Consider the following 22,304-nt stretch of genomic DNA (forward strand, 5'->3'; position numbering starts at 1 on the left):
TGCTCATCGGAAATGGTGCGTGGTCGGCCAGAGCGCGGTTCATCGTTCAACCCCAACAGCCCCAACTTAGAGAAACGCTGTCGCCATCGTGACACCACATCCTTACTGGTACCCAAGCGCTGAGCGATGTCATTTCCTGACTCGCCTGCGGCACAGGCGAGGATTATCTCCGCGCGCAATCGAGCGTCCTGAGCGCCTTTACGGAGCTTGATGCGGCGTAGCAGCTCTGACTTTTCAGTTTCGGAAAGGATAATGACGGTTGCTGGTCGACCCATGTCGATGCCCTTGGATAGTGAGCTTCTACAGAGCCTAGCTCAGATTTTCAGCGGTACTTCTGAAACACCAGACTAGAAACGCAAAAGCCCCGTATTACGGGGCTTTGAGAGGTGGTGCCGGCACCAGGAATCGAACCCGGGACCTACTGATTACAAGTCAGTTGCTCTACCATCTGAGCTATACCGGCAATGGGGCGTCATTATAACGATCGTTTGGCGCCTGTAAACCACTTCCTTGCGATTGTTTGCAAATGAGCTAAGTCACCGGCTTAAAAGGAGATTTTTCCTACCAGCCGCGGTGGATCGTGTTGACGTTTGGCTCGGTTTTGCCGGGGTTGAAAAACAGCTTGTCGTTGTCGCAGCCGCGCTTTCGGCACGGGGTGTCGGCGCGCAGGGGGAGGCCTCGGTCGCCGCCCAGTTGCATGGCGGGGGTGTCCCAGCCCAAATTGCTGGAAGGTTGGCTTGGGGTGCCGCCGGCACACGCGGTCAGGGCCATGGCGAGGGTCAACAGGGCAAGGGGCTTGGCTTGGGTCACGATAAGGGTCCGTTGTTCCATTGTCGGCTCTGGCGCAACGCCAGAAGGTCGCAGGGCTGGCGGTCAGCGTGCGACGTGTCTTTTTAATGATTTGGGGGGCGGATAATACACCCTGGAAGGGGAGGCGGTGCGTGACCTGTAAGGCATTTCTGAAGCTGAAACCAAATGCTTCGGGGTTGGCCTGCTTCGGACCTATCCTACGCGGGCTGCCGAAGTATCGCTGTTGTCGGGGAAGTGCCTCACGGATACCGTTTTCGGGTCGTTTCGGCGACCGGGTGTGAGAACCCGATTATGAATGAGTGCTACCTCGTAATGGTGGCTGTACGCGGGCAGGCTTCGGTCTGGCCGGGCTTCCTTATTCACTCGGTTTCTCACCCCGCGTACGGCTGCCACCTAAATCCGTGAGAAAGATTCAGTGGCAGTACCTTAATTGAATAAGGACTTACGCCATGATCAAGATCGTCCCCGATCCACCCCAGCCCCACATTGAGATCACCACCGCAGGCCTGGAAACCTTCCTCGAAGTCGGCAACCCACCGGTTAACCTGCTGCGCGTACAACCCGGCATCCCCATCGACGACGCCTACGAGCAGGTGTCGATCCTGCTCGGCTATATCAAGCACCTGCTCAGGGAGGGCGATATGGAAGACGACCATAAGCAGTTGGGCGCAGCCGATTACCTGGCGGCGCTGGCCAAGGCGTTGATGAACGATATCGAGCTGGCCAAGAACAAAAACCGTTGACGCATCGGGCCGCTTTGTGGCCCCTGCAGAAAGCACAACAAAAGTTTATGCACAAGTAGCATTGCCAACTTGCGCGAAAGGCATGCCGAACCCATACGCCGCTGGTCTTTGCGCAAATGCCTGTTTTTGCGGGCCTTGAACTGCCTGCAGGAATAAGCCAAACGCTTGAAATAGCGCTTGGATCCAACCATTCATCAAAAGCTTGTGCACAGACTTATCCACAGGTTGTGCTGCGGCTAACGGTCGCGTTCCGCGAGGATGAGCAGGTTGCGTGGCGTGAGTGGATAGTCGCAGAACAAGCCAAGGCGCACGGCATAGCCTTGTTCTTCCATGAACAGGGCGCGGTCGAGTACCAGCCACAGTTCCAGGGGGCGGCGGAACAGGTTGCGCACCCGTTCGAGGTTGCGGACTTCGGCCAAGCGCTGCCAGCCGGCCGCCTCAAGGGCAGCCCAGTCTGGCGTGCCGCTTAGCGGGAGTTGCTTGAGTGCGGCCAGGTCGCGGCAATACGCCTCGAAGGGCTTGTCCAGCCAGGCCACCGGCAGCGACGGGGTGGGCAGGTAATCATCACACTGGCGCTGTTGGCGTTGCAGCAGGTCGAAGCCCAGGCGACGCGCCATCGAGGTGTCGCGCTGGCGGCGCACGCGGGCGCCGGCGGTGACGGTTTCACTCAATGGCAGGCCGAGGTCGTCCAGCGAAAGCTGTAGGTTGGAGGCGTGGGCGGCTGTGGATAACGGCTGGTAGTGCTGCGCTTCGATGCGGTTGTAGCAGCAGGGGGCCACCGCGACTTGGCGGCAGCCTTGCTGGCTGGCAAGGCGCAGCAGGCGTACGTGCAGGTCGCCGCAGGCGTGCAGGGCGACCACGGTTTTGTCGCTGTCGAGGTGGCGGGCGCTGTCGGCGGCCATTACGTCTTGATGCACATGGCGCGCGGGCAGGTGGTGGTGGTCACTCAGGGCTTGGCCGGCGGCGACGAGCTCGGCGTCGTATTCCAGGCAGGTCAGTTGCTGGCCGGGCTGCAGCAGGCGGCGGCCGAGGTGGCCTTTGCCGGAGCACCAGTCCAGCCAGTGCTGGGGTTGCTCGTTGAAGGCCAGACGGCGGGTAAAGGCTTCGATCTGCTGCCACTTGCGGCCGGGTACGCCGACGTCGAGGCGGTGGGCGGCGGGCGGCAGGCCGGCGTCGGGGAGTGTATCCAGGGCGCTGAGGTGGTGGGCTTGCCGGGCCAGTTGTGGGAAGGGCGCGGGCAGGGTGGTTGGGTCGGGCTCGGCGTCGACATCGGCCAGGGGGGATTGGCGCAGGTGGGCGGCGAGCGCTGGGTGTTTGGCTTCCCATTCCAGGCGCAGGGTGGTGAATGGCCTGGGTTTCCACAGGTGCTGGTGCTCGGTCAGGAACTGGTCGAGTGCCTGGAAGCGGTCGCTTAGCGGGTGGCTGTGGAGGATGGGGGGTGGGGTCATGGTTGTGGTCGGCAGGGTTGGGGCTGCTTTGCAGCCCTTCGCGGGCAAGCCCGCTCCTACAGGTGGGGCGCAAGGTTTGCGCCCGGTGGCATTCCTGTGGGAGCGGGCTTGCCCGCGAAGAGGCCAGTAAGGTTTAGCGCCCTTGGCAGGCGTCTACCCGCAACCAGCGCTCCAGCAGTTTGAAGCCTTGCACCAGCACAAACGAGATCAGCAGGTAGAACAACCCGGCAGCAAAGAAGATCTCCACCGGCAGGTAGGTGCGGGCGATGATGGTACGCGCCATGCCGGTCAGTTCCAGCAGGGTGACGGTACTGGCCAGGGCGCTGGCCTTGAGCATCAGGATCACTTCGTTGCTGTAGGCCGGCAGGCCGATCCGGGCGGCGCGCGGCAGCATGATGTAGAACAGGGTCTTGCCCCGCGACATGCCCAACGCCCGTGCTGCTTCGATCTCACCTTTGGGGATCGACTGCAACGCGCCGCGCAGGATCTCGGCGATGTAGGCGGCAGTGTGCAGGGTCATGGTCAGCACGGTGCACCAGAACGGATCGCGCAGGTAAGGCCACAACGAACTGTTGCGCACGGCGTCGAACTGGGCCAGGCCGTAATAGACCAGGAACAGCTGCACCAGCAGCGGGGTACCGCGGAAGAAGAAGATGTAGCTGAACGGCAGGGCGCGCACGTACCAGTGGCGGGACGAGCGGGCGATGCCCAGCGGGATGGCCAGGATCAGCCCGGCAACCACCGCGATGGCCACCAGCTCCAGGGTCAGGGTCGCGCCCTGCGCCAGGCGTGGCAGCCATTTGATGATGACTTCCCAATTCATGATTCAGCCCTCGCAAAGCCGCGAGCGGCGCGTTTTTCCATGAAGTGCATGCCGGTCATGGCGATGACGGTCAAGCCCAGGTAGATGCAGGCCGCGACCATGTAGAAGGTGAACGGCTCTTTGGTCATGGTCACGCCGATCTGCGCGTGGCGCATGATTTCTTCCAGGCCGATGACCGACACCAGCGCGGTGTCTTTCATCAGGATCATGAACAGGTTGCCCAGGCCAGGCAGGGCGATGCGCCACATCTGCGGCAGGATGATCCGCGACAGAATGCGCGCCTTGGACAGGCCCAATGCCAGGCCGGCTTCGCGGTGGCCCTTGGGGATTGCCAGGATGGCGCCACGGAACACTTCGGTGGCGTAGGCGCCGAAGCACAGGCCGAGGGCGATGACGCCGGCGGCGAAGGCACTGAGCTCAAGGCCGGGCATGTTGAGCGCCTCGCCGAGGCTGTTCATCATGCCGACGGTGCCGAAATAAATAAGCAGGACCCAAAGCAGTTCGGGCACGCCGCGAACCAAGGTCGAGTAGAAGCCGCCAAGCCATTGCAGTGGCTTGACCGGGGACGTTTTGGCGAGGGCACCGAGCAGGCCCAGGATCAGCCCCAGCAGCAAGGCGCAGAGCGCCAGTTTTACGGTCATCAAGGTGCCAGCCGCAAGGGCCGGACCGAATCCGTGCAGGTCGATAGTCATGGGTAGGGTCGTTCTAGGGACCAGCACGCCTCAAGGGCGTGCCGGTCGGGGCGAATCAATAGATGCTGAACGGGAAGTACTTGTCGTTGATCTTTTTGTAGGTGCCGTCGGCGACAATTTCCTTGAGTGCGGCATTGAGCTTGTTGCGCAGCTCATTGTCGCCTTTGCGTACGGCAATGCCGACCTTGTCGCTGTCGTTTACCGGTTCGCCTTTGAACTCGAAGTTTTTGCCGGCAGCGGACTTCAGCCAGTCGTAGTTGGCGTACTTGTCAGCGAGGATGGCGTCGAGGCGGCCGGAGGTCAGGTCCAGGTAGGCGTTTTCCTGGCCATCGTACAGGTTGACCTTGAACTCGCCGTCCATGCCGCCGTTGTCATCCAGCCAGGTGGCTGCCTGGGTGGCGCGCTGGGTACCGATGGTCTTGCCTTTGAGCGAGGCGAGGTCGGTTTTGAAGTCGACGTTTTTCGGGGCGATGAACTGCTGCTTGTTCGAGTAGTACGGGTCGGTGAAGTCGACGGCCTGCTTGCGCTCATCGGTGATCGACAGCGACGAGATCAGAAAGTCGAACTTCTTGGCGTTCAACGCCGGGATGATGCCGTCCCAGTCAGAGGTGACCACTTCGCATTCGACTTTCATCTTGGCGCACAGGGCGTCGCCGATGTCTTTGTCAAAGCCGACCACTTGGCCGCTGGCATCCTTGTTGTTGAACGGCGGGTAGGCCGCCTCGATGCCCATTTTGAGTTTTTCGGCTGCCATGGCATTTGCCGAGAACACCAGGGTGGCGGCAGCGGCCAGGAGGAATTTCTTATAGGTCTGCATTCGTGTTGCTCCGTTAGCGGTGGCTGGACATGAATTGCTTGCAACGCGCCGAGGTCGGGTTCTCGAAGACCTGCTGCGGCGATCCTTGCTCTTCAACCAGGCCCTGGTGCAGGAAGACGACTTCACTGGACACATGGCGGGCAAAGTTCATCTCGTGCGTGACCAGCAGCATGGTACGGCCTTCTTCGGCCAATGCGCGGATAACGTTTAGCACTTCCTGGACCATTTCCGGATCGAGCGCCGAAGTTGGCTCGTCGAACAGGATGACCTTGGGTTTCATGGCCAGGGTACGGGCAATGGCGGCACGTTGTTGCTGGCCACCGGAAAGTTGCGCGGGGTAGCTGTGGCGCTTGTCGAAAATGCCGACCTTGTTCAGCAAGGCTTCTGCGGCTTCGATGGCTTCGGCCTTGCTTTGGCCGAGCACGCGGCGCGGTGCCTCGATGATGTTGTCGAGGATCGACATGTGCGGCCACAGGTTGAAGTTCTGGAAGACAAAGCCGATCTCGCTGCGCAGGCGGTTGATCTGGCGGTTGTCGGCAGCGATCAGGTCGCCGTTTTTGGCGGCCTTGAGTTTGAGCGATTCACCGGCCACCAGGATTTCGCCCTGGTGCGGGTTTTCGAGCAGGTTGATGCAGCGCAGCAAGGTGGACTTGCCGGAACCGGACGACCCCAGGATGGAGATCACGTCACCGTCGCGTGCGGTCAGCGAAATGCCCTTGAGAATTTCCTGCTCGCCGTAGCGTTTGTGCAGATTGCGGATTTCCAGCGCGGGCGTGGCCTGAGCCATGTGCGGTCCTCATGTGTTCGGGTGCGTTCCCAGCTGTTGGCGGCCTTCCTGGCGTGCGCCAAGCTAGCATAGCGGCATTATGGCGGCCAACAGGGTCGCTAGGGGCTCGGGTCGCTGTCGGGGCAGATTGTCGCATCGCTGCAGTGCAACGTCGCGAGGATGACCGCGAAGGTCTAGCCCAACACCAGAGCCTTGATGAAAAAAGGCGCGATGGTGCCAGCTTTGGCCCGCGCTTGGAAGCGGTTTTGGACCATTCGCGGGTAATCCCCCTCTAGGCCATTGCTGACGCTTGCCAGGCAGGGTTGTACCTGCCGGTTGTACTTTTCTGCATTGCAGCGGTGCATAGGTGTTACCTGGGAGCACCTTTGGTGCATTTGTAAGTGGGTATTTCAGTAATCCGGACCTTGCACGGCGATTTGGCGGCCTTTCGGTCAACGCATGGCCGAAAGCCCTGCAAGCCGCGCCCTTTACGGTTGCCAGATTTTTCTGACGAATGCATTCAGCTGATGGCTCACTTATTGCCAGTAGGAAACCGCCGATTGCAGCGACGCTTAACTAACCCCAGGCGCGCTTCGTTCCCGTAGTCGGAGTGGTCCACTCCTTACAAAGGTAGTTTTATGAGCGGTAACAATTCCAATGACCTCGCTCAGGGGCTCAAATCGCGGCATGTCACCATGCTGTCCATCGCTGGCGTGATTGGCGCCGGTCTGTTCGTTGGCTCCGGCCACGCCATCGCCGCCGCTGGCCCGGCCGTACTGCTGGCCTACGCCGCCGCCGGTACCTTGGTCGTACTGGTCATGCGCATGCTTGGCGAAATGGCCATTGCTTCACCTGACACCGGTTCTTTCTCTACCTATGCCGACCGCGCCATTGGGCGCTGGGCCGGCTTCACCATTGGCTGGCTGTACTGGTGGTTCTGGGTGCTGGTGATTCCGCTGGAGGCCAACGCGGCCGCGGCCATTCTGCATGCCTGGTTCCCCGCTGTTGATCTGTGGGCCTTCTCCTTGATCATCACGCTGGTGCTGACCCTGACCAACCTGTGCAGTGTGAAGAACTACGGCGAATTCGAGTTCTGGTTCGCCTTGCTCAAGGTCCTGGCGATCATTGGCTTCATCGTCGTGGGTTGCGTGGCCATGTTCGGCCTGGCGCCTGGCAGCCAGGTAAGCGGTGTCAGCCACCTGTTCGACACCCAAGGCTTCATGCCCAATGGCCTGGGCGCGGTGCTGGCAGCCATGCTGACCACCATGTTCTCGTTCATGGGTACCGAAATCGTCACCATCGCCGCTGCCGAGTCCAAAGACCCGGGCAAGCAGATCAGCCGCGCGACCAATTCGGTGATCTGGCGTATCTGCTTGTTCTACCTGGTGTCGATCTTCCTGGTTGTGGCGCTGGTGCCGTGGAACGATCCGGCCCTGGCTGAACTGGGCTCTTACCAGACTGTGCTGAGCCGCATCGGTGTGCCGAATGCCAAGCTGATCGTCGACATCGTCGTGCTGGTCGCCGTCACCAGCTGCCTGAACTCGGCGCTGTACACCTCCTCGCGCATGCTGTTCTCCCTGGGCAAGCGTGGCGATGCCCCTGCCATGTCGCAACGCACCACCAAGGCAGGTACGCCGCATGTGGCGGTGTTGATGTCGACTGCGGCAGCGTTCCTGTGCGTGTTCGCCAACTATGTGGCGCCGGCCCAGGTGTTCGAGTTCTTGCTGGCCAGCTCCGGCGCCATTGCGCTGCTGGTGTACTTGGTGATCGCGGTGTCGCAACTGCGCATGCGCAGCCAGCGTGAAGCGCGTGGCGAGAAGATCGACTTCAAGATGTGGCTGTTCCCGGGCCTGACCTGGGCGACCATCGCCTTCATCGTTGCTGTGCTGGTGGTGATGGGGCTGCGTGAAGATCACCGCGCCGAGATCATCGCCACTGCCTTGCTGAGCATTGGTGTGGTGGCGGCCGGGCTGCTGGTGCATCGCAAGCGCGAAGCGGCTGGGCGGGTGGCGCTGGATAACTGATCTGCGCTGCTTTGAATGAAAAGGCCGCGCCCTGTGTAGGGCGCGGCCTTTGTGCATGTTACGGCCCGCTAGCGAATTCTGCGTCCCGCTGTAGGAGCAGCCTTGTGCTGCGAAGAGGCCGGTGAAAGCAGCCAATAGTTGCGGTGCATTCACCGGCCTCTTCGCAGCACAAGGCTGCTCCTACCCAGGGGTCGGTGCTGGCTTCTTTAGCCGAACTGCTTCTGCTGCTGTTGCTGCTTGGCCACAACTTCCGAGGCGGCGATGTAAGCCTCCTGGAACTCGTCGCTTTCCAGCCAGGCCATGGTGGTGTCTTCGTCGGCGCCATCCAGCCAGGTGCGGTAGGCATTGAACACCAGCACGATGTAGTCGGTGGCGTGCTCTTCCTTGTGCCCCTTGAGCACCAGGGCCAGCAGCGGGTCGACCAGGAACACCGAGATCATCGCGACCAAGCTGGTTTCCTGTGCCGCCTTCATCTTGTCGAACAACTCCTTGTAGCTGTCCGACTCCATGGCCTTGTTGAACACTTGCTCGATGCTGGCGCTGTCGCCGGCGCTGGCCTTGACCGCCTGGCCACTGCGCACCATGCGGTTTTGCTTGGCCTTGCTGGCGGCGCGCTTGGCGCGTTTCTGTTGCTTGGTCGTGGTGGCCATGGGTGAATCCTTGGGTGTGCCTGAAAAAGTGCGCGTATTGAATCGCACTTGCCCGCGAAACCCAAGCGACATGCGAGGGTCTCAGGCAAGCGGCCGGATGTCCGGCATCTACTCATGAGGAATTCAGGGATGAAAACACCGATCTCGCTTTGCCTGCTGGCAGTGGCGCTGGCCGGCTGCGGCAATATTGCCGCGGTCAAATCGTTCAACACGCCTTATGGCTCACCGACTTCAGGCGATACCGCACGCTTGCGGGTGATTGCCGACGGCATGGTGCGCGCTGTGCCGGGCAAGGATTGCGTTGACTGGTACAGCCCCGGCGCCGGGGTAATCGCCGTGCCGAAGGAGGGATTTGCCGACCGCAATGGCGAAACCCTGGGCATGCCCGCCAGCGCCCCGGTCATGCAGGGTGATGCGGTCAGCGAAGTGCTGGTGCCGGCCGGCAAGCCGTTCACCTTGCACTTTCTCGATGGTGGCCGGAGCAGCTACAACAGCGTGACCAACTGTTTGGGCATGTTCTACTTCGTGCCGCAGAAAGGCGCCGATTACGAAGTGGTGGTGCGCGGCTACAGCGCCTGCGGCGTCAAGCTGCGGCAGCTGGGGGTGGAGCAACCCGTACAGACCACCAAGGCTGAATACTGTAGCGCCATGGCCAACTTCTGATTGCCGCTGTCAGTGGGCGGCGGTAGGCGCCTCATCCTCTTCGAAGTCGCGTGATGCGCGCCCCACCAGCAGCGGGTCTGGGGCGTGCGCTACGGCCAGGTCCTTGCCTGGGTAATCCAGCGAGTGCAGGAAGTGCCGGATGCAGTTGATGCGCGCGCGCTTCTTGTCATCGGACTTGATCACCGTCCAGGGTGCATCGGCAGTGTCGGTATGGAAGAACATCGCTTCTTTGGCGGCGGTGTAGTCGTCCCATTTGTCCAGCGACTTGATGTCGATGGGCGACAGCTTCCAGTGCTTGAGCGGGTCGTCGCGGCGTGAGATGAAGCGCCGTAACTGCTCTTCGCGGTTTACCGAGAACCAATACTTGAACAGCAGGATGCCGCTGTTGCACAGCATGCGTTCAAGGTCGGGTGCCTGGCGCATGAACTCCAGGTACTGCAGCGGGCTGCAGAAATCCATCACCTTCTCGACCCCGGCGCGGTTGTACCAGGAGCGGTCGAAGAAGACCATTTCGCCCGCCGTGGGCAGGTGCTGGATATAACGCTGGAAGTACCACTGGCCCTTCTCCTGCTCGGAAGGCTTTTCCAGCGCCACAATCCGCGCGCCACGCGGGTTCAAGTGCTCCATGAAGCGCTTGATGGTGCCCCCTTTGCCCGCCGCGTCGCGCCCTTCGAACAGGATCACCACGCGCTGGCCGGTTTCCTTCGCCCAGCTCTGCACTTTAAGCAGTTCGATCTGCAGCGCGTGCTTGGCCTTTTCGTATTCCTGGCGGTGCATGCGGGTGCGGTACGGGTAGCTGGCCGGTAGGCGTGCGCGGGTGCTGTCTTCGTTACTGCCCTTGGGCGCCCTGGCCACTTCCATGGCTGCCGGTTGCTGGCTGACCTGGGTGATGACGGGGTCGGCGACTGCTTTGATGGCGGGTTTGCGCGGGCGTGCGCGGCGGTTGGGGCTGGTTGACGTGGCGTTCGGCGTGGCGTTCGAGGTGGATGTGAGTAGCAGGGTGGCGTCGTCGCTCATGGAGGTCCTGTCGGTTCTGATGTGCTTTTCCCATGCTAGGGGCGACAGGCCTGGCGCTTATTGATGCGGGTCAATTTACCCGGACAGGTGGGCTCGGCCCCAGCCTCAGGTGGGTGGTTTCCACCTGATACTCAAAGGGCGGGCGCAATAGCCTGATCTGCCCACGCTTAGGTGGGGCTAACAGGAGACGTTCCCATGAAGCATTACTTTCACCTGGTGTTGAGCTGTGTCAGCAACGACGGCACCGGTTACAACGATTGGCTTACCCTGGCCCTGGACGAGTACAAGATCACCGAGGCGGCGTTGGCAAAGGCGGTCGCATCCGTTGATGACGCCAGGGCGCTGCTGAGCATTTCCTATCGGGGGCAGATGACCCCCGAGGAATTCGATAGCCAGGCGTAATGGCTGATTTGTGACGAGGCCCTCTGTGCATTGCTCAGAGGGCTTTTTATTTGGCGGGGTTACAGATGGCCACTGCAAAAATCGCAGGCAACAAAAAACCCGCACTAGGCGGGTTTCTTGTTGTCGCTTCGGGTAACTTTGCAACCACCAGAAGCTGAAGGTGGTGCCCAGAGACGGAGTCGAACCGCCGACACGAGGATTTTCAATCCTCTGCTCTACCGACTGAGCTATCTGGGCGACGAGGTGAATTAAATAGATTTCCAGACCGTCCGTCAACGACTTTTTGAAAAAATTTTAAATTAATTCCGTCGCTTACGTTTTTTGGGGTCATTCAGCAGGCGGAACGTAGCCTTCGGCCTGGGCGTATTCTTCGCCAGCGAAAAACTTGTCCATCTCGGCCTGGAGGAATTTGCGGTCCTCGGCATTCATCATGTTCAGGCGCTTTTCGTTGATCAGCATGGTCTGGTGCTTCTGCCAGTCGGCCCAGGCCTTCTGCGAGATGTGATCGAAGATGTCCTGGCCCTTGGCACCTGGGTAGGGCGGGCGCTCCAGGCCTGGGAGTTCTTCTTTGTACTTGCGGCACATCACGGTGCGGGTCATCGGGCATCTCCTGCAATCAGTTCGTCGGCCGCGCGTTTGAGCAACTTCTTGACCGGGGCAGCGAGGCCCAGGCGCGGCGGGGTGGCGAGGTTATACCAGAGCCAGTCGGGCTCGGCCACGTGCTGGCCGACCGGGTCGACCTTCACCAACCAGGGCTCGATCGCCAGCTGGAAGTGGCTGAAGGTGTGGGTCAGGCCGTCTAGTGCGCGGCTCTCTGCCAGGCGCAGGCCATGCTGGTAGGCGAGGTCGTCGAGCTGCTCGATGTTCTCAAGCTCCGGCAGGCTCCACAAACCACCCCACAGGCCGCTGGACGGTCGGCGGTACAGCAGGATCGCGCCTTCGTGGTTGGCCAGCAGTGGCATCAGCGTCCGGCGTTGCGGCAGCGCCTTGCGTGGCTTGGGCTCGGGGTAGCGGGTTTCTTCGCCGTGCAGGTGCGCTTCGCAGCCGCGTTGCAGCGGGCAGATTAGGCAGCTGGGCTTGCTGCGGGTACACAGCGTGGCGCCCATGTCCATCATCGCCTGGGTGTAGTGGTTGGCGCGGGTTTGCGGGGTGTAGCGCTCTGCGCTGGCCCACAGCTGGTTAGCCACCTTGGGCTCGCCGGGGTAGCCGGCCTGGGCGGTAAAGCGGGCCAGCACGCGCTTGACGTTGCCGTCCAGGATGGGCGCGCGGATGCCCATGCTGATGCTGGCGATGGCACCGGCGGTGGAGCGGCCGATGCCAGGCAGTTCGGTCAGTTGCTCGACGCTACGCGGAAACTCGCCGCCATGCTGCTCGACGACGATTTTCGCGGCCTTCTGCAGGTTGCGCGCGCGGGTGTAATAGCCCAGGCCCGTCCACAGGTGCAGCACTTCGTCCTCCGGCGCTTCGGCCAGGGCCTGCACGGTGGGCAGGGCCTGCATGAAGCGGTCGAAGTAGTTGAGCACGGTGCTGACCTGGGTCTGCTGCAACATGATTTCCGACACCCACACCCGGTACGGGTTGATGCCCTGTTGCCAGGGCAGGTCGTGTCGGCCGTGCGCGTCATACCAGTCCAGCACGGCGCTGGAGAACTGCTCGGGGCTCATCGTTTGAACAGCCCCTTGAGCGCGTCTTTGAGTTCAGGGCTCACTTTGTCTCCGAGTTTTTCGTCGAGTTTTTCATCAATCTTGTCTTTCAGGCGGTTGCCGGCCAGTTTCGCGGCGACCTTGCCTAGGCCGTCCTGGTCCAGGCGGCAGGCCTTGGCGCCAAGCTCCAGCGGGCCGCGGCAGCGCAGCGGCACTTCAACGCCGACATAGCGCTCGTTGACCTGGCAGGCCGGGTCCGGCATGGCGCGTTGGTCGCCTTCGACGACCACGCCGACGTTGTAGTCCATGCCCAACACGCGCAGGTCGAGGTCGCCGTGGCCGTTGACGGTCAGGCCTGGGATGCGGGCCTTGAGGTCTGGGTTGCTGGCCACGCCATTGCGCACCACCAGGCTGCCACGCAGTTCCTCGAAGGGCGTGTCCTTGCCGCGCGGTTCGCCGCTGAGCGTTTTACGGTTCAGGGTGGCGATGGCCTGGCACAGTTGCTGTTCAAGGTTGGCATTGACCAGCACGCCATCGTTGATGGTGAAGTTGGCGCTGCCATTGAGGGTGTCGACCAATGCCTTCTGGCTGTTGCCGGTCGCGGTCAGGTCGCTGGTCAGGGTCAACAGGCCCTTGACCGGTGGCGTTTGCTCTTTGCCCTCGGCCTTGATGAAGTGCTCCACCGGTACCCGGTTGATCTTGGTATTGACGCCAAGCTGCGGCACGGCGGGGCGCACATCGACGGTGCCCTTGGCCTCGAAGCTGCCGTTGTAGAGGCCGCCGCGCAGGGTCTGCAGGGTCACCAGGCCGCCTTGGCCGGTGGCCTTGAGCTGGGCATCCTGAATGGGCAGTTTGTCCAGGGTCAGTGCGCCGAACGTCAGGTCGGCCTGCAGGTCGAGGGCGCGCAGGCGGTCCACCGGCAGCAGCTTGTCGTCGCTCCAGGCGACCTGGGTCGGGGCGTTGGGCAGCGGGGAGCTGCTGGCACCGGCCACGGCGCTGGCCTCCTGTTGCTTGACCTCGGCTTGGCGGGCGGCCGTCGCGCCTTTGGCTTGTTCGCTCTTGGCGGGCAGGTAGCGGTCGGCGTCGAAGGTGTCGGCCTTCAGTTGCAGGCGCAGGGCCTGTTTGGCGAAATCTTCGACAGCCACGCGGCCGGTGAAGGTGCTGTCGTCCAGCTTCACGGCCAGGTCTGCCAGGGCCAGGCTGTTCGACGTGCCTTGCAGGCGCGTGACCAGCTCCAGCTTGGTGAACGCGGCAGGGTCGTTTGTGGCGGGCAGCGGGCGGCCGATGCCGTCGAGGAAGGTGCGCAGGTCGAACTGGGCGATCGACAGGCCGCCGCTGAGTTGCGGTGCCTTGTCCAGGTCGCGCAGGTTGAGTTCACCCAGTGCACGCAGCTGGTTGGCCGAGATTTTCAGGCCGTTCCACGAAGCGACATTGGCTGCCAGGTCGACCAGCAGTTGGCCTTGTGCGGCGAAGGTCACGGTCTTGCCGGCAAACGGCTCGCCCGAGGTTTCGCCCGACAGGCGCATGTCTTCGAAGTTGTAGCGCTTGAGCTTGCGGTCAAAGCGCATTTCGCCGGCAAGCTCGGTGCGGGCCTTGATGCTCGGTTGGGTGGCGCTGAGGAAGGCACTCGCCTTAAGCGCAATGTTCGCGCCTTCGTGGACCGGGCCGGTGCTCAGTTGGATGCTTTCGGCGCTGTAGCTTTGGCCGTTTTTGGCATCGGTGTACTGCACGCGGGCGTTGTTCACGGTCAGGCTGTCGATGTCGAGTTTGACCGCACGCTCGCTGCCGCTGTCGGCTTGCGCCGGGGCCTGTTCGGCAGGTGCCTGGGCCGGTGTATCGGTTGGGGCGCCGTTAGGGGCGGGCAATGGCTTGCCGATGTCTTCCCAGTTGCCATGGCCATTTTCGTCGCGGGCCAGGGTCAGGTTCAGGCCTTCGACGCGCACATCGCTCATCTGCACTTCGCGGCGCAGCAGCGGCAGCACGCGTACCGACAGGCCGAGCATTTTCAGGTCGGCGAACGGCTCGCTGGGTTTGCTCAAGGTCGCGATGCTCGCGTCATGCAGCTCCAGGCCCAACCACGGGAACAGGCTCCAGCCGATGTCACCGTTGAGGGTCAGCTCGACATGAGCCTTGTCGCGCGCCAGCTGGCGAATCTCGTCTTTATAGTCGTTGGGATCAAAGAGGTGGGTCAGGGCGAAGCCCAGCGCCACGATGATCAGCAGCAACCCGAGAAGCCCCAGTCCCAGGATTTTGCCGAACGCTTTCATGGGCGAGTCCTTGTAGTCCGATTTGAATTTCAGCGGCAGAGTATAGCGCCGCAGTGCTTATCCCTGCGTATCCGGCAAGAGATACAGGGCATTTCCCTACGAATGGATCAGATGTTGCGGCTTTCGACAGTTCTCATATCTACAGTTCCAACGGCGCATGCAGCCATTGTAGGAGCAGCCTTGTGCTGCGAAGACGGCAGAGCGAACAACCCAGAATCAAGCTGATTTTTGCCGGCCTCTTCGCAGCACAAGGCTGCTCCTACAAGAATGGGGTGAACTCGAAATACCGTTTCAGCTACAGAAAAATCCACGATATCAGATTGCTTTCATCCCACCGGGTGCTGGTAACCTTGCGCCGCTTTCGGTGTGCCCGCGACCCATTGTCGCGGTGCGTCGCCCAGTAAAGGCCATACAAAAAGGATCAAACCCATGAGCAGTAACGTCACGGCGGGCACCTTGGCCGGTGCGCCGAGCTTCCTGTCGAAGGAGCGCATCATCGCCCGTCCGGGCTTCAACCGTTGGCTGGTGCCACCGGCCGCCTTGGCTATCCACCTGTGTATCGGCATGGCCTACGGCTTCTCGGTGTTCTGGCTGCCCTTGTCGCAAGCCATCGGCATCACCGCGCCGGTGGCCTGCTCGGCGGACATGGGGTTCATCGCCCGCTTGTTCAGCGCCGAGTGCGACTGGCCGATTTCGATGCTGAGCTGGATCTACACCTTGTTCTTCGTGTTCCTCGGCTGCTCGGCCGCGGTGCTTGGCGGCTGGCTGGAACACGCCGGGCCGCGCAAGGCCGGGCTGGTGTCGGCGCTGTGCTGGTGCGGCGGCATGCTGATCTCGGCGATTGGGGTGAAGACCCATCAGCTGTGGCTGATGTGGCTGGGCTCTGGTGTGATCGGGGGCATTGGCCTGGGTCTGGGCTATATTTCGCCGGTCTCGACGCTGATCAAGTGGTTCCCGGACAAACGCGGCATGGCCACCGGCATGGCGATCATGGGGTTTGGCGGTGGCGCGATGGTCGGCGCCCCCCTGGCGACCGCGCTGATGGGCCACTTTGGCAGCGCAGAAGACGTTGGGGTATGGCAAAGCTTCGTGGTGATGGCGGCGATCTACTTCGTGTTCATGACCGCCGGCGCCCTGGGTTACCGCGTGCCACCGACCGGCTGGAAGCCTGAGGGCTGGACCGCCCCGGCGAAAAAGGCCGGCAATGGCATGGTCACCGACCGCCATGTGCACGTCAGCGTGGCCTGGAAAACCCCACAGTTCGCCCTGGTGTGGCTGGTGCTGTGCCTGAACGTCTCTGCCGGCATCGGTATTCTGGGCATGGCGTCGCCGCTGTTGCAGGAAGTGTTTGCCGGCAAGTTGCTGGGCAACGAGCTGAGCTTCAGCGAACTGAACGCCACCCAGCTGGCGCAAATTGCCGCCATCGCAGCGGGCTTCACTGGCTTGCTGAGCCTGTTCAACATTGGCGGGCGCTTCTTCTGGGCGTCGTTCTCTGACTACATTGGCCGCAAGAACACCTACTTTGCCTTCTTCGCCTTGGGCGTGGGCCTCTACAGCCTGGTGCCGAACATGGGCCACCTGGGCAACGTGGCGCTGTTCGTGGCGGCGTTCTGCATCATCCTGTCGATGTACGGTGGTGGCTTTGCCACGGTGCCGGCGTACCTGGCCGACCTGTTCGGCACGCAGATGGTCGGTGCGATTCATGGGCGCCTGCTGACGGCCTGGGCGGCGGCGGGCGTGCTGGGGCCGGTGCTGATCACCTACCTGCGCGAGTCGCAGCTGGCGGCGGGCGTTGAGCGCGCGGCGGCGTATGACATGACCCTGTATATCCTTGCGGGCCTGCTGGTGCTGGGCTTTATCTGCAACATGCTGATTCGCCCGGTGGCCGACAAGCACTTCATGAGCGACCAGCAACTGGCCGCCGAGCGTGCGCTGAGCCATGACAAGGGTGCCGATGGCGCACGTTCGCTGGAGTGGCATGCCGCACCGGGCAGCTTGCCGTTGGTGCTGATCGCCTGGGCTGCGGTGGTTGTGCCGCTGGCTTGGGGGGTGTGGATTACGCTGCAGAAGACGGCTGTACTGTTCCATTGAAGGTAGGGGGGGCGCTGTGCGCCCCTTTCGCGGCGCAAGGCCGCTCCTACAAGGGCGTGGTTGGGTGCAAGAGCCGGCGAAAGGGCTGCAACGCAGCCCCAGATTCACAGCTTGTATAGACCTGTAACGGCATCTACCCCCCGTGATTGCTTGCTTTGCCATATGTCATCCGCGTTTCAAGCTGGCGCGTTCTGGGCCTATAATGGAGCCCTTTTCGCCCAATGATTTTGCGGAGCTGGTGATGGTCGAACGTAAGGCTTCCGTCGAGCGCAATACCCTGGAAACCCAGGTCAAGTGCTCGATCAACCTAGATGGCAGCGGCAAGGCCCGATTTGATATCGGTGTGCCTTTCCTTGAACACATGCTCGACCAGATCGCCCGACATGGGCTGATCGATCTGGACATCGAGTGCAAGGGTGACCTGCACATCGACGATCACCATACCGTCGAAGACGTCGGTATCACCCTGGGCCAGGCATTCGCCCAGGCGATCGGCGATAAAAAAGGCATCTTCCGCTACGGCCATGCCTATGTGCCGCTGGACGAAGCGCTGTCGCGCGTGGTCATCGACTTCTCTGGTCGCCCAGGCCTGCAGATGCACGTGCCGTACACCCGCGCCACGGTCGGTGGCTTCGATGTCGACCTGTTCCAGGAGTTTTTCCAGGGCTTCGTCAACCACGCCCTGGTGAGCCTGCACATCGACAACCTGCGTGGCCACAACACCCACCACCAGATCGAAACCGTGTTCAAGGCGTTCGGCCGCGCGCTGCGCATGGCCATTACCTTGGACGAGCGCATGGCTGGGCAGATGCCTTCCACCAAGGGATGCCTGTAAATGCAGACGGTAGCCGTAATCGACTATGGCATGGGCAACCTGCACTCGGTGGCCAAGGCGCTCGAGCATGTCGGCGCCGGCAAGGTACTGGTCACCAGCGACGCCGCGGTGATCCGCGAGGCTGACCGCGTGGTGTTCCCAGGCGTGGGCGCGATTCGCGACTGCATGGCCGAAATCCGTCGCCTGGGCTTCGACAGCCTGGTGCGTGAAGTCAGCCAGGACCGCCCGTTCCTCGGCATCTGTGTCGGCATGCAAGCGCTGCTCGAACACAGTGAAGAGAACAACGGCGTCGACTGCATCGGCCTGTTCCCAGGGCAGGTGAAGTTTTTCGGCAAGGGCCTGCAAGAGGATGGCGAGCACCTGAAGGTGCCGCACATGGGCTGGAACGAAGTCAGCCAGGCCAACCACCATCCGCTGTGGCACGACATCCCTGACCGCGCACGTTTCTATTTCGTGCACAGCTACTACATCAATGCCGGCAAGCCGAGCCAGGTGGTCGGTCGCGGCCACTATGGCGTCGACTTCGCCGCCGCGCTGGCCGACGGCTCGCGCTTTGCCGTGCAGTTCCACCCAGAGAAGAGCCACACCCATGGCCTGCAGTTGCTGCAGAACTTCGTCGCCTGGGACGGGCGCTGGTAAATGAGCCGATCGAAGACCAAGGCCCCGATCATTACCCTGGCCCCCGAGCAGGAGCGCGAAGCGCTCGATACGCTCAAGCGTTTTCTCGAAGACCGTTTCGAGCTGCAGTTGGGGTCGTTTGAAGTGGCCGAGGTCCTCGACCTGTTCAGCAAAGAGATTGCACCCCATTACTACAACAGGGCGATTGCCGATGTTCAGCTGCACCTCAAGGAGCGGTTCGAGAGCATCGAGAGCGACCTGTGGGCACTCGAGAAGCCCTGAAACCCAACAAATAGACAGGTTCCCAAGATGCTGATTATCCCCGCTATCGATCTGAAGGACGGTGCCTGCGTGCGCCTGCGCCAGGGCCGCATGGAAGACTCCACGGTATTTTCCGATGACCCGGTGAGCATGGCCGCCAAATGGGTCGAGGGTGGCTGCCGCCGCCTGCACCTGGTCGACCTCAACGGCGCCTTCGAAGGCCAGCCGGTCAACGGCGAAGTGGTTACCGCCATCGCCAAGCGTTACCCGACCCTGCCGATCCAGATCGGCGGCGGCATTCGCTCGCTGGAAACCATCGAGCACTACGTCAAGGCGGGCGTCAGCTACGTCATCATCGGCACCAAGGCGGTTAAGCAGCCAGCGTTCGTCGCCGAGGCCTGCAAGGCCTTCCCGGGCAAGGTCATCGTTGGCCTGGACGCCAAGGACGGTTTCGTCGCCACCGACGGCTGGGCTGAAGTCAGCACTGTTCAGGTCATCGACCTGGCCAAGCGTTTCGAGGCCGATGGCGTCTCGGCGATCGTCTACACCGACATCGCCAAAGACGGCATGATGCAGGGCTGCAACGTGCCCTTCACCAAAGCCCTGGCCGAAGCCACGCGCATTCCGGTGATCGCATCGGGTGGCATTCATAACCTGGGCGACATCAAGGCCCTGCTGGACGCCAAGGCCCCTGGCATCATCGGCGCCATCACTGGCCGTGCCATTTACGAAGGCACCCTCGATGTCGCCGAGGCCCAGGCCTTCTGCGACAACTACCAAGGCTGAGGACTGAACCATGGCACTGGCCAAGCGCATCATCCCTTGCCTGGACGTGGATAACGGCCGGGTGGTCAAGGGCGTCAAGTTCGAGAACATCCGTGATGCCGGCGACCCGGTAGAAATTGCCCGTCGCTACAACGAGCAGGGTGCCGACGAAATCACCTTCCTCGACATCACCGCCAGCGTCGATGGCCGCGACACCACGCTGCATACCGTCGAGCGCATGGCCAGCCAAGTGTTCATCCCGCTGACTGTGGGCGGTGGCGTGCGCACCGTGCAGGACATCCGCAACCTGCTCAATGCCGGTGCCGACAAGGTCTCGATCAACACGGCTGCGGTGTTCAACCCGGAGTTCGTGGGCGAGGCGGCGGACCGTTTCGGTTCGCAGTGCATCGTCGTTGCCATCGATGCCAAGAAGGTCTCCGCGCCGGGTGAAACGCCGCGCTGGGAGATTTTCACCCATGGCGGGCGCAAGCCGACCGGGTTGGATGCGGTGGAGTGGGCGAAGAAGATGGAAGGCCTGGGTGCCGGTGAGATCCTGCTGACCAGCATGGACCAGGACGGCATGAAGAACGGCTTTGACCTGGGCGTTACCCGGGCCATCAGCGATGCGCTGGGGATTCCGGTGATTGCGTCGGGTGGGGTGGGTAACCTGCAGCACCTGGCGGACGGGATTCTGGAAGGGCATGCCAGCGCGGTGTTGGCGGCCAGTATCTTCCACTTTGGCGAGTACACCGTTCCGGAAGCCAAGGCCTACATGGCTTCGCGCGGGATCGTCGTTCGCTGAGCCATTGCTGGGAGGGCATTGCCCTCCATTCGCAGCACAAGGCTGCTCCTACAAGAATACGCGCCCCCCTGTAGGGGCAGCCTTGCGCTGCGAATGGGCCGCAACGCGGCCCCAATGGCATCACCCGTGATTCTTGCCCAACAACGCGTGGTAAAGCTCGGTATCCCCAAGAATCCCCACCACCTTGTCGTTATCCTGCAGCACCAGCTTGTTGCCCGTCTGATAACGAATCTGCAGCGCCTCACGCATACCGATATCGGCGTGCACCACCGTCGGCCTGCGCTCCAGCAACTCTACATTCTGCCCTGGCGCCCAATTCTGCATATCCAGGCCGTTCTGGCCTTGGCGTGCGCGCTTGAGCGAGCCGCCTTCGCCAATGTCCAGCCATGAGTCGATACCCGGGTCCAGGCACACCGACCCATTGACCCGTTTGCAGTTGTCCAGGCTGCGCATCAGGCTGCGGCCGCACAGCACGTTCAGCGGGTTGGTGTGGGCAACGAAGGTGCGCACATAGTCGTCCGCCGGGTTCAGTACGATCTCTTCGGGCTTGCTGTACTGGATGATCCGGCCGTCCTTCATGATTGCAATGCGGCTGCCCAGCTTCAACGCTTCGTCCAAGTCGTGGCTGACGAACACGATGGTCTTGCTCAGCTTGCGCTGCAGCTCCAGCAGTTCGTCCTGCAGGCCCTGGCGGATCAGCGGGTCGAGTGCCGAGAACGGTTCGTCCATCAGCAGAATGTCGGCATCCATCGCCAGCGCCCGGGCCAGGCCCACCCGCTGCTGCATACCCCCGGACAGCTCGTCGGGCTTCTTGTTGCGCCACTGGGTCAGGCCAACCAGTTCAAGCTTCTCGTCCACCAGCTTGCGCCGCTCTTTCTCTGGGCGGCCCTGCATTTCCAGGCCAAAGCTGATGTTCTCGCGCACCGTCAGCCAGGGCATCAGGGCGAACTTCTGGAACACCATGGCGATGCGCTTGGTGCGCATCATCTTCAGCTCGGCCGGGGTGCAGTGGGCGATGTCGATGTGCTTGCCTTCATGCTCGACGAACAGCTTGCCGCGGCTGACCGTGTTCAGGCCGTTGATGCAGCGCAGCAGGCTCGACTTGCCCGAGCCGGACAGGCCCATGAGCACGCAAATTTCGCCTTTCTCGATATCCAGGTTGGCTTTTTCGACACCCACCACCAGGCCGGTCTGCTTGAGGATTTGCTCGCGGGTTTTGCCCTGGTCGAGCAGCGACAGCGCCTCGCGCGGTTTGTTGGAGAAGATGACGTCGACGTCTTCGAACCGAATGATGCTCATGCTTCACCCCTTACCGTGACTTCCGGTTGCTTGCAGATACGGTCGAGCATGATCGCCAGCAGCACGATCGCCAGGCCCGCTTCGAAGCCCAGGGAGATATCGGCGGTGTTCAGTGCGTTGACCACAGGTTTGCCCAGGCCGTCGGCGCCCACCAGGGCCGCGATGACTACCATCGACAGCGACAGCATGATGCATTGGGTGACACCGGCCGCGATGCTCGGCATCGCGTGGGGCAGTTCGATGCGGGTCAGCAGCTGACGGCGCGAGCAGCCAAAGGCCTTGCCGGCGTCGAGCAGCTCTTGTGGCACATCGCAAATGCCCAGGTAGGTGAGGCGGATCGGCGCGGCGATGGCGAACACCACCGTCGAGATCAGCCCCGGAACCACGCCCAGGCCGAACAGGGTCAGGGTCGGGATCAGGTAAACGAAGGTGGGTACCGTCTGCATCAGGTCGAGTACCGGGCGCATGGCGGTATAGAACATCGGTTTATGCGCGGCGACGATGCCCAGCGGCACGCCAATGGCCACGCAGACCACGGTGGCGAAGGTCACCTGCGCCAGGGTTTCCATGGTTTCCTGCCAGTAACCCAGGTTGAAGATAAGCAGGAACGACAGCGCAACGAACGCCGTCAGCCCCCACTTGCGCTGAATAACGTGCGCCAGGGCGGCGAACAGGGCGATGAGGACGAACGGGTTGAACCAGGTCAGGGTACTGGTGACGCCATGGATCATGAACTCCAGGCCTTGCGCGATGGCGTCGAAATAATTCGCGCCGTTCTGGGTCAGCCATTCGACGAACGACGCGATGTACTGCCCCAGGGGTATTTTCTGATCGATAAGCATGATAGCGAGCTTCCACCTGCAAAGAT

Annotated in this window: 24 protein-coding genes and 2 tRNA genes; 10 read left to right on the forward strand and 16 right to left on the reverse strand. The window is 62.0% G+C overall.

Annotation, left to right across the window (positions count from 1 at the left end; all coding sequences use genetic code 11):
• The 3 genes from D886_RS27785 to D886_RS0112495 all read right to left on the reverse strand — a co-directional run.
• On the reverse strand, positions 1 to 275 hold a 275-nt coding region (locus D886_RS27785; protein ID WP_155951419.1), incomplete at its 3' end, for a helix-turn-helix domain-containing protein.
• A 112-nt stretch (positions 276 to 387) separates the two neighbouring features.
• Positions 388 to 463, reverse strand: a tRNA-Thr gene (locus tag D886_RS0112490).
• Positions 464 to 561: 98 nt separating this feature from the next.
• On the reverse strand, positions 562 to 810 hold the full coding sequence (locus D886_RS0112495; protein WP_027594254.1) for a hypothetical protein: 249 nt from the start codon (positions 808 to 810) through the stop codon (positions 562 to 564).
• 449 nt (positions 811 to 1,259) lie between these two features.
• On the opposite strand from D886_RS0112495, the gene D886_RS0112500 reads away from it, so the two are divergent.
• Complete coding sequence (locus tag D886_RS0112500) at positions 1,260 to 1,553, forward strand: DUF3077 domain-containing protein (RefSeq protein WP_033694190.1); 294 nt, start codon at positions 1,260 to 1,262, stop codon at positions 1,551 to 1,553.
• Between the two features lie 236 nt (positions 1,554 to 1,789).
• On the opposite strand, the gene D886_RS0112505 is transcribed toward D886_RS0112500, so the two are convergent.
• From D886_RS0112505 to D886_RS0112525, 5 genes are all read right to left on the reverse strand, one after another.
• Positions 1,790 to 3,001, reverse strand: a complete 1,212-nt coding sequence (locus D886_RS0112505) for a methyltransferase (protein WP_033694194.1) — start codon at positions 2,999 to 3,001, stop codon at positions 1,790 to 1,792.
• A gap of 133 nt (positions 3,002 to 3,134) precedes the next feature.
• Positions 3,135 to 3,824, reverse strand: coding sequence for an ABC transporter permease (locus D886_RS0112510; RefSeq protein ID WP_027594257.1), 690 nt, complete (start codon positions 3,822 to 3,824; stop codon positions 3,135 to 3,137).
• Positions 3,821 to 4,516, reverse strand: coding sequence for an ABC transporter permease (locus D886_RS0112515; RefSeq protein WP_027594258.1), 696 nt, complete (start codon positions 4,514 to 4,516; stop codon positions 3,821 to 3,823). Before D886_RS0112515 ends, D886_RS0112510 begins: the two co-directional genes overlap by 4 nt.
• A gap of 55 nt (positions 4,517 to 4,571) precedes the next feature.
• Positions 4,572 to 5,333 (reverse strand): ABC transporter substrate-binding protein, encoded by a 762-nt coding sequence (locus tag D886_RS0112520; RefSeq protein WP_027594259.1) that lies wholly within the window; start codon positions 5,331 to 5,333, stop codon positions 4,572 to 4,574.
• 13 nt (positions 5,334 to 5,346) lie between these two features.
• Positions 5,347 to 6,120: an ABC transporter ATP-binding protein gene (locus tag D886_RS0112525; RefSeq protein ID WP_027594260.1), complete on the reverse strand. Its 774-nt coding sequence runs from the start codon at positions 6,118 to 6,120 to the stop codon at positions 5,347 to 5,349.
• A gap of 617 nt (positions 6,121 to 6,737) precedes the next feature.
• Between D886_RS0112525 and gabP the strand changes: the two genes are divergently transcribed.
• Entirely contained in the window at positions 6,738 to 8,123 is a 1,386-nt protein-coding gene (gene gabP, locus D886_RS0112535; protein ID WP_027594261.1) for a GABA permease, read from the forward strand.
• Positions 8,124 to 8,329: 206 nt separating this feature from the next.
• Here gabP and D886_RS0112540 read toward each other — a convergent pair whose 3' ends face one another.
• A complete protein-coding gene (locus D886_RS0112540; protein WP_027594262.1) occupies positions 8,330 to 8,773 on the reverse strand; it encodes a hypothetical protein in 444 nt (147 codons plus the stop codon).
• 129 nt (positions 8,774 to 8,902) lie between these two features.
• Here D886_RS0112540 and D886_RS0112545 point away from each other — a divergent pair, with 129 nt between their 5' ends.
• Positions 8,903 to 9,436 (forward strand): hypothetical protein, encoded by a 534-nt coding sequence (locus D886_RS0112545; RefSeq protein WP_027594263.1) that lies wholly within the window; start codon positions 8,903 to 8,905, stop codon positions 9,434 to 9,436.
• A gap of 9 nt (positions 9,437 to 9,445) precedes the next feature.
• On the opposite strand, the gene ppk2 is transcribed toward D886_RS0112545, so the two are convergent.
• The gene (gene ppk2, locus D886_RS0112550) at positions 9,446 to 10,297 is read right to left on the reverse strand and encodes a polyphosphate kinase 2 (protein WP_225876717.1); all 852 of its coding nucleotides are present in this window, start codon (positions 10,295 to 10,297) and stop codon (positions 9,446 to 9,448) included.
• Positions 10,298 to 10,648: 351 nt separating this feature from the next.
• Here ppk2 and D886_RS0112555 point away from each other — a divergent pair, with 351 nt between their 5' ends.
• Entirely contained in the window at positions 10,649 to 10,855 is a 207-nt protein-coding gene (locus tag D886_RS0112555) for a hypothetical protein (RefSeq protein WP_027594265.1), read from the forward strand.
• A gap of 161 nt (positions 10,856 to 11,016) precedes the next feature.
• Here the strand turns inward: D886_RS0112555 and D886_RS0112560 are convergent.
• The 4 genes from D886_RS0112560 to D886_RS0112575 form a co-directional block, all read right to left on the reverse strand.
• Positions 11,017 to 11,092: transfer RNA gene (locus D886_RS0112560), tRNA-Phe, on the reverse strand.
• Between the two features lie 90 nt (positions 11,093 to 11,182).
• On the reverse strand, positions 11,183 to 11,455 hold the full coding sequence (locus tag D886_RS0112565; protein WP_027594266.1) for an oxidative damage protection protein: 273 nt from the start codon (positions 11,453 to 11,455) through the stop codon (positions 11,183 to 11,185).
• Positions 11,452 to 12,519, reverse strand: a complete 1,068-nt coding sequence (gene mutY, locus D886_RS0112570) for an A/G-specific adenine glycosylase (RefSeq protein WP_027594267.1) — start codon at positions 12,517 to 12,519, stop codon at positions 11,452 to 11,454. The genes D886_RS0112565 and mutY overlap by 4 nt, the downstream gene beginning before the upstream one ends.
• On the reverse strand, positions 12,516 to 14,765 hold the full coding sequence (locus tag D886_RS0112575; RefSeq protein ID WP_027594268.1) for an AsmA family protein: 2,250 nt from the start codon (positions 14,763 to 14,765) through the stop codon (positions 12,516 to 12,518). Before D886_RS0112575 ends, mutY begins: the two co-directional genes overlap by 4 nt.
• Positions 14,766 to 15,194: 429 nt before the next feature.
• On the opposite strand from D886_RS0112575, the gene D886_RS0112580 reads away from it, so the two are divergent.
• The 6 genes from D886_RS0112580 to hisF all read left to right on the forward strand — a co-directional run bounded on the left by D886_RS0112580 (position 15,195) and on the right by hisF (position 20,137).
• Positions 15,195 to 16,856 (forward strand): OFA family MFS transporter, encoded by a 1,662-nt coding sequence (locus tag D886_RS0112580; RefSeq protein ID WP_027594269.1) that lies wholly within the window; start codon positions 15,195 to 15,197, stop codon positions 16,854 to 16,856.
• Between the two features lie 241 nt (positions 16,857 to 17,097).
• Positions 17,098 to 17,691: an imidazoleglycerol-phosphate dehydratase HisB gene (hisB, locus tag D886_RS0112585; RefSeq protein WP_027594270.1), complete on the forward strand. Its 594-nt coding sequence runs from the start codon at positions 17,098 to 17,100 to the stop codon at positions 17,689 to 17,691.
• Complete coding sequence (hisH, locus tag D886_RS0112590) at positions 17,692 to 18,330, forward strand: imidazole glycerol phosphate synthase subunit HisH (RefSeq protein WP_027594271.1); 639 nt, start codon at positions 17,692 to 17,694, stop codon at positions 18,328 to 18,330.
• Positions 18,331 to 18,591: a DUF2164 domain-containing protein gene (locus tag D886_RS0112595; protein ID WP_027594272.1), complete on the forward strand. Its 261-nt coding sequence runs from the start codon at positions 18,331 to 18,333 to the stop codon at positions 18,589 to 18,591.
• Positions 18,592 to 18,618: 27 nt separating this feature from the next.
• Positions 18,619 to 19,356 (forward strand): 1-(5-phosphoribosyl)-5-[(5-phosphoribosylamino)methylideneamino]imidazole-4-carboxamide isomerase, encoded by a 738-nt coding sequence (gene hisA / locus D886_RS0112600; protein ID WP_027594273.1) that lies wholly within the window; start codon positions 18,619 to 18,621, stop codon positions 19,354 to 19,356.
• 10 nt (positions 19,357 to 19,366) lie between these two features.
• Positions 19,367 to 20,137, forward strand: a complete 771-nt coding sequence (gene hisF, locus D886_RS0112605; RefSeq protein ID WP_027594274.1) for an imidazole glycerol phosphate synthase subunit HisF — start codon at positions 19,367 to 19,369, stop codon at positions 20,135 to 20,137.
• Between the two features lie 120 nt (positions 20,138 to 20,257).
• Here hisF and choV read toward each other — a convergent pair whose 3' ends face one another.
• Positions 20,258 to 21,436: a choline ABC transporter ATP-binding protein gene (gene choV, locus D886_RS0112610; protein WP_027594275.1), complete on the reverse strand. Its 1,179-nt coding sequence runs from the start codon at positions 21,434 to 21,436 to the stop codon at positions 20,258 to 20,260.
• Positions 21,433 to 22,281 carry a choline ABC transporter permease subunit gene (gene choW / locus D886_RS0112615; RefSeq protein WP_172960399.1) on the reverse strand — a complete coding sequence of 283 codons (849 nt, stop codon included), beginning with the start codon at positions 22,279 to 22,281 and terminating at the stop codon, positions 21,433 to 21,435. Before choW ends, choV begins: the two co-directional genes overlap by 4 nt.
• Positions 22,282 to 22,304 lie beyond the last annotated feature (23 nt).

Origin of the sequence: Pseudomonas sp. LAIL14HWK12:I7 (assembly GCF_000483465.1) — a bacterium.
Lineage (GTDB): Bacteria > Pseudomonadota > Gammaproteobacteria > Pseudomonadales > Pseudomonadaceae > Aquipseudomonas > Aquipseudomonas kermanshahensis.

What these genes read in the sequence shown, in the direction of transcription:
- D886_RS0112500 (WP_033694190.1), top strand. Translation starts at nt 1,260, where the DNA reads ATGATCAAGATCGTCCCCGATCCACCCCAGCCCCACATTGAGATCACC.
- D886_RS0112505 (WP_033694194.1), bottom strand. Translation starts at nt 3,001, where the DNA reads ATGACCCCACCCCCCATCCTCCACAGCCACCCGCTAAGCGACCGCTTC.
- D886_RS0112510 (WP_027594257.1), bottom strand. Translation starts at nt 3,824, where the DNA reads ATGAATTGGGAAGTCATCATCAAATGGCTGCCACGCCTGGCGCAGGGC.
- D886_RS0112515 (WP_027594258.1), bottom strand. Translation starts at nt 4,516, where the DNA reads ATGACTATCGACCTGCACGGATTCGGTCCGGCCCTTGCGGCTGGCACC.
- D886_RS0112520 (WP_027594259.1), bottom strand. Translation starts at nt 5,333, where the DNA reads ATGCAGACCTATAAGAAATTCCTCCTGGCCGCTGCCGCCACCCTGGTG.
- D886_RS0112525 (WP_027594260.1), bottom strand. Translation starts at nt 6,120, where the DNA reads ATGGCTCAGGCCACGCCCGCGCTGGAAATCCGCAATCTGCACAAACGC.
- gabP (WP_027594261.1), top strand. Translation starts at nt 6,738, where the DNA reads ATGAGCGGTAACAATTCCAATGACCTCGCTCAGGGGCTCAAATCGCGG.
- D886_RS0112540 (WP_027594262.1), bottom strand. Translation starts at nt 8,773, where the DNA reads ATGGCCACCACGACCAAGCAACAGAAACGCGCCAAGCGCGCCGCCAGC.
- D886_RS0112545 (WP_027594263.1), top strand. Translation starts at nt 8,903, where the DNA reads ATGAAAACACCGATCTCGCTTTGCCTGCTGGCAGTGGCGCTGGCCGGC.
- ppk2 (WP_225876717.1), bottom strand. Translation starts at nt 10,297, where the DNA reads ATGGAAGTGGCCAGGGCGCCCAAGGGCAGTAACGAAGACAGCACCCGC.
- D886_RS0112555 (WP_027594265.1), top strand. Translation starts at nt 10,649, where the DNA reads ATGAAGCATTACTTTCACCTGGTGTTGAGCTGTGTCAGCAACGACGGC.
- D886_RS0112565 (WP_027594266.1), bottom strand. Translation starts at nt 11,455, where the DNA reads ATGACCCGCACCGTGATGTGCCGCAAGTACAAAGAAGAACTCCCAGGC.
- mutY (WP_027594267.1), bottom strand. Translation starts at nt 12,519, where the DNA reads ATGAGCCCCGAGCAGTTCTCCAGCGCCGTGCTGGACTGGTATGACGCG.
- D886_RS0112575 (WP_027594268.1), bottom strand. Translation starts at nt 14,765, where the DNA reads ATGAAAGCGTTCGGCAAAATCCTGGGACTGGGGCTTCTCGGGTTGCTG.
- D886_RS0112580 (WP_027594269.1), top strand. Translation starts at nt 15,195, where the DNA reads ATGAGCAGTAACGTCACGGCGGGCACCTTGGCCGGTGCGCCGAGCTTC.
- hisB (WP_027594270.1), top strand. Translation starts at nt 17,098, where the DNA reads ATGGTCGAACGTAAGGCTTCCGTCGAGCGCAATACCCTGGAAACCCAG.
- hisH (WP_027594271.1), top strand. Translation starts at nt 17,692, where the DNA reads ATGCAGACGGTAGCCGTAATCGACTATGGCATGGGCAACCTGCACTCG.
- D886_RS0112595 (WP_027594272.1), top strand. Translation starts at nt 18,331, where the DNA reads ATGAGCCGATCGAAGACCAAGGCCCCGATCATTACCCTGGCCCCCGAG.
- hisA (WP_027594273.1), top strand. Translation starts at nt 18,619, where the DNA reads ATGCTGATTATCCCCGCTATCGATCTGAAGGACGGTGCCTGCGTGCGC.
- hisF (WP_027594274.1), top strand. Translation starts at nt 19,367, where the DNA reads ATGGCACTGGCCAAGCGCATCATCCCTTGCCTGGACGTGGATAACGGC.
- choV (WP_027594275.1), bottom strand. Translation starts at nt 21,436, where the DNA reads ATGAGCATCATTCGGTTCGAAGACGTCGACGTCATCTTCTCCAACAAA.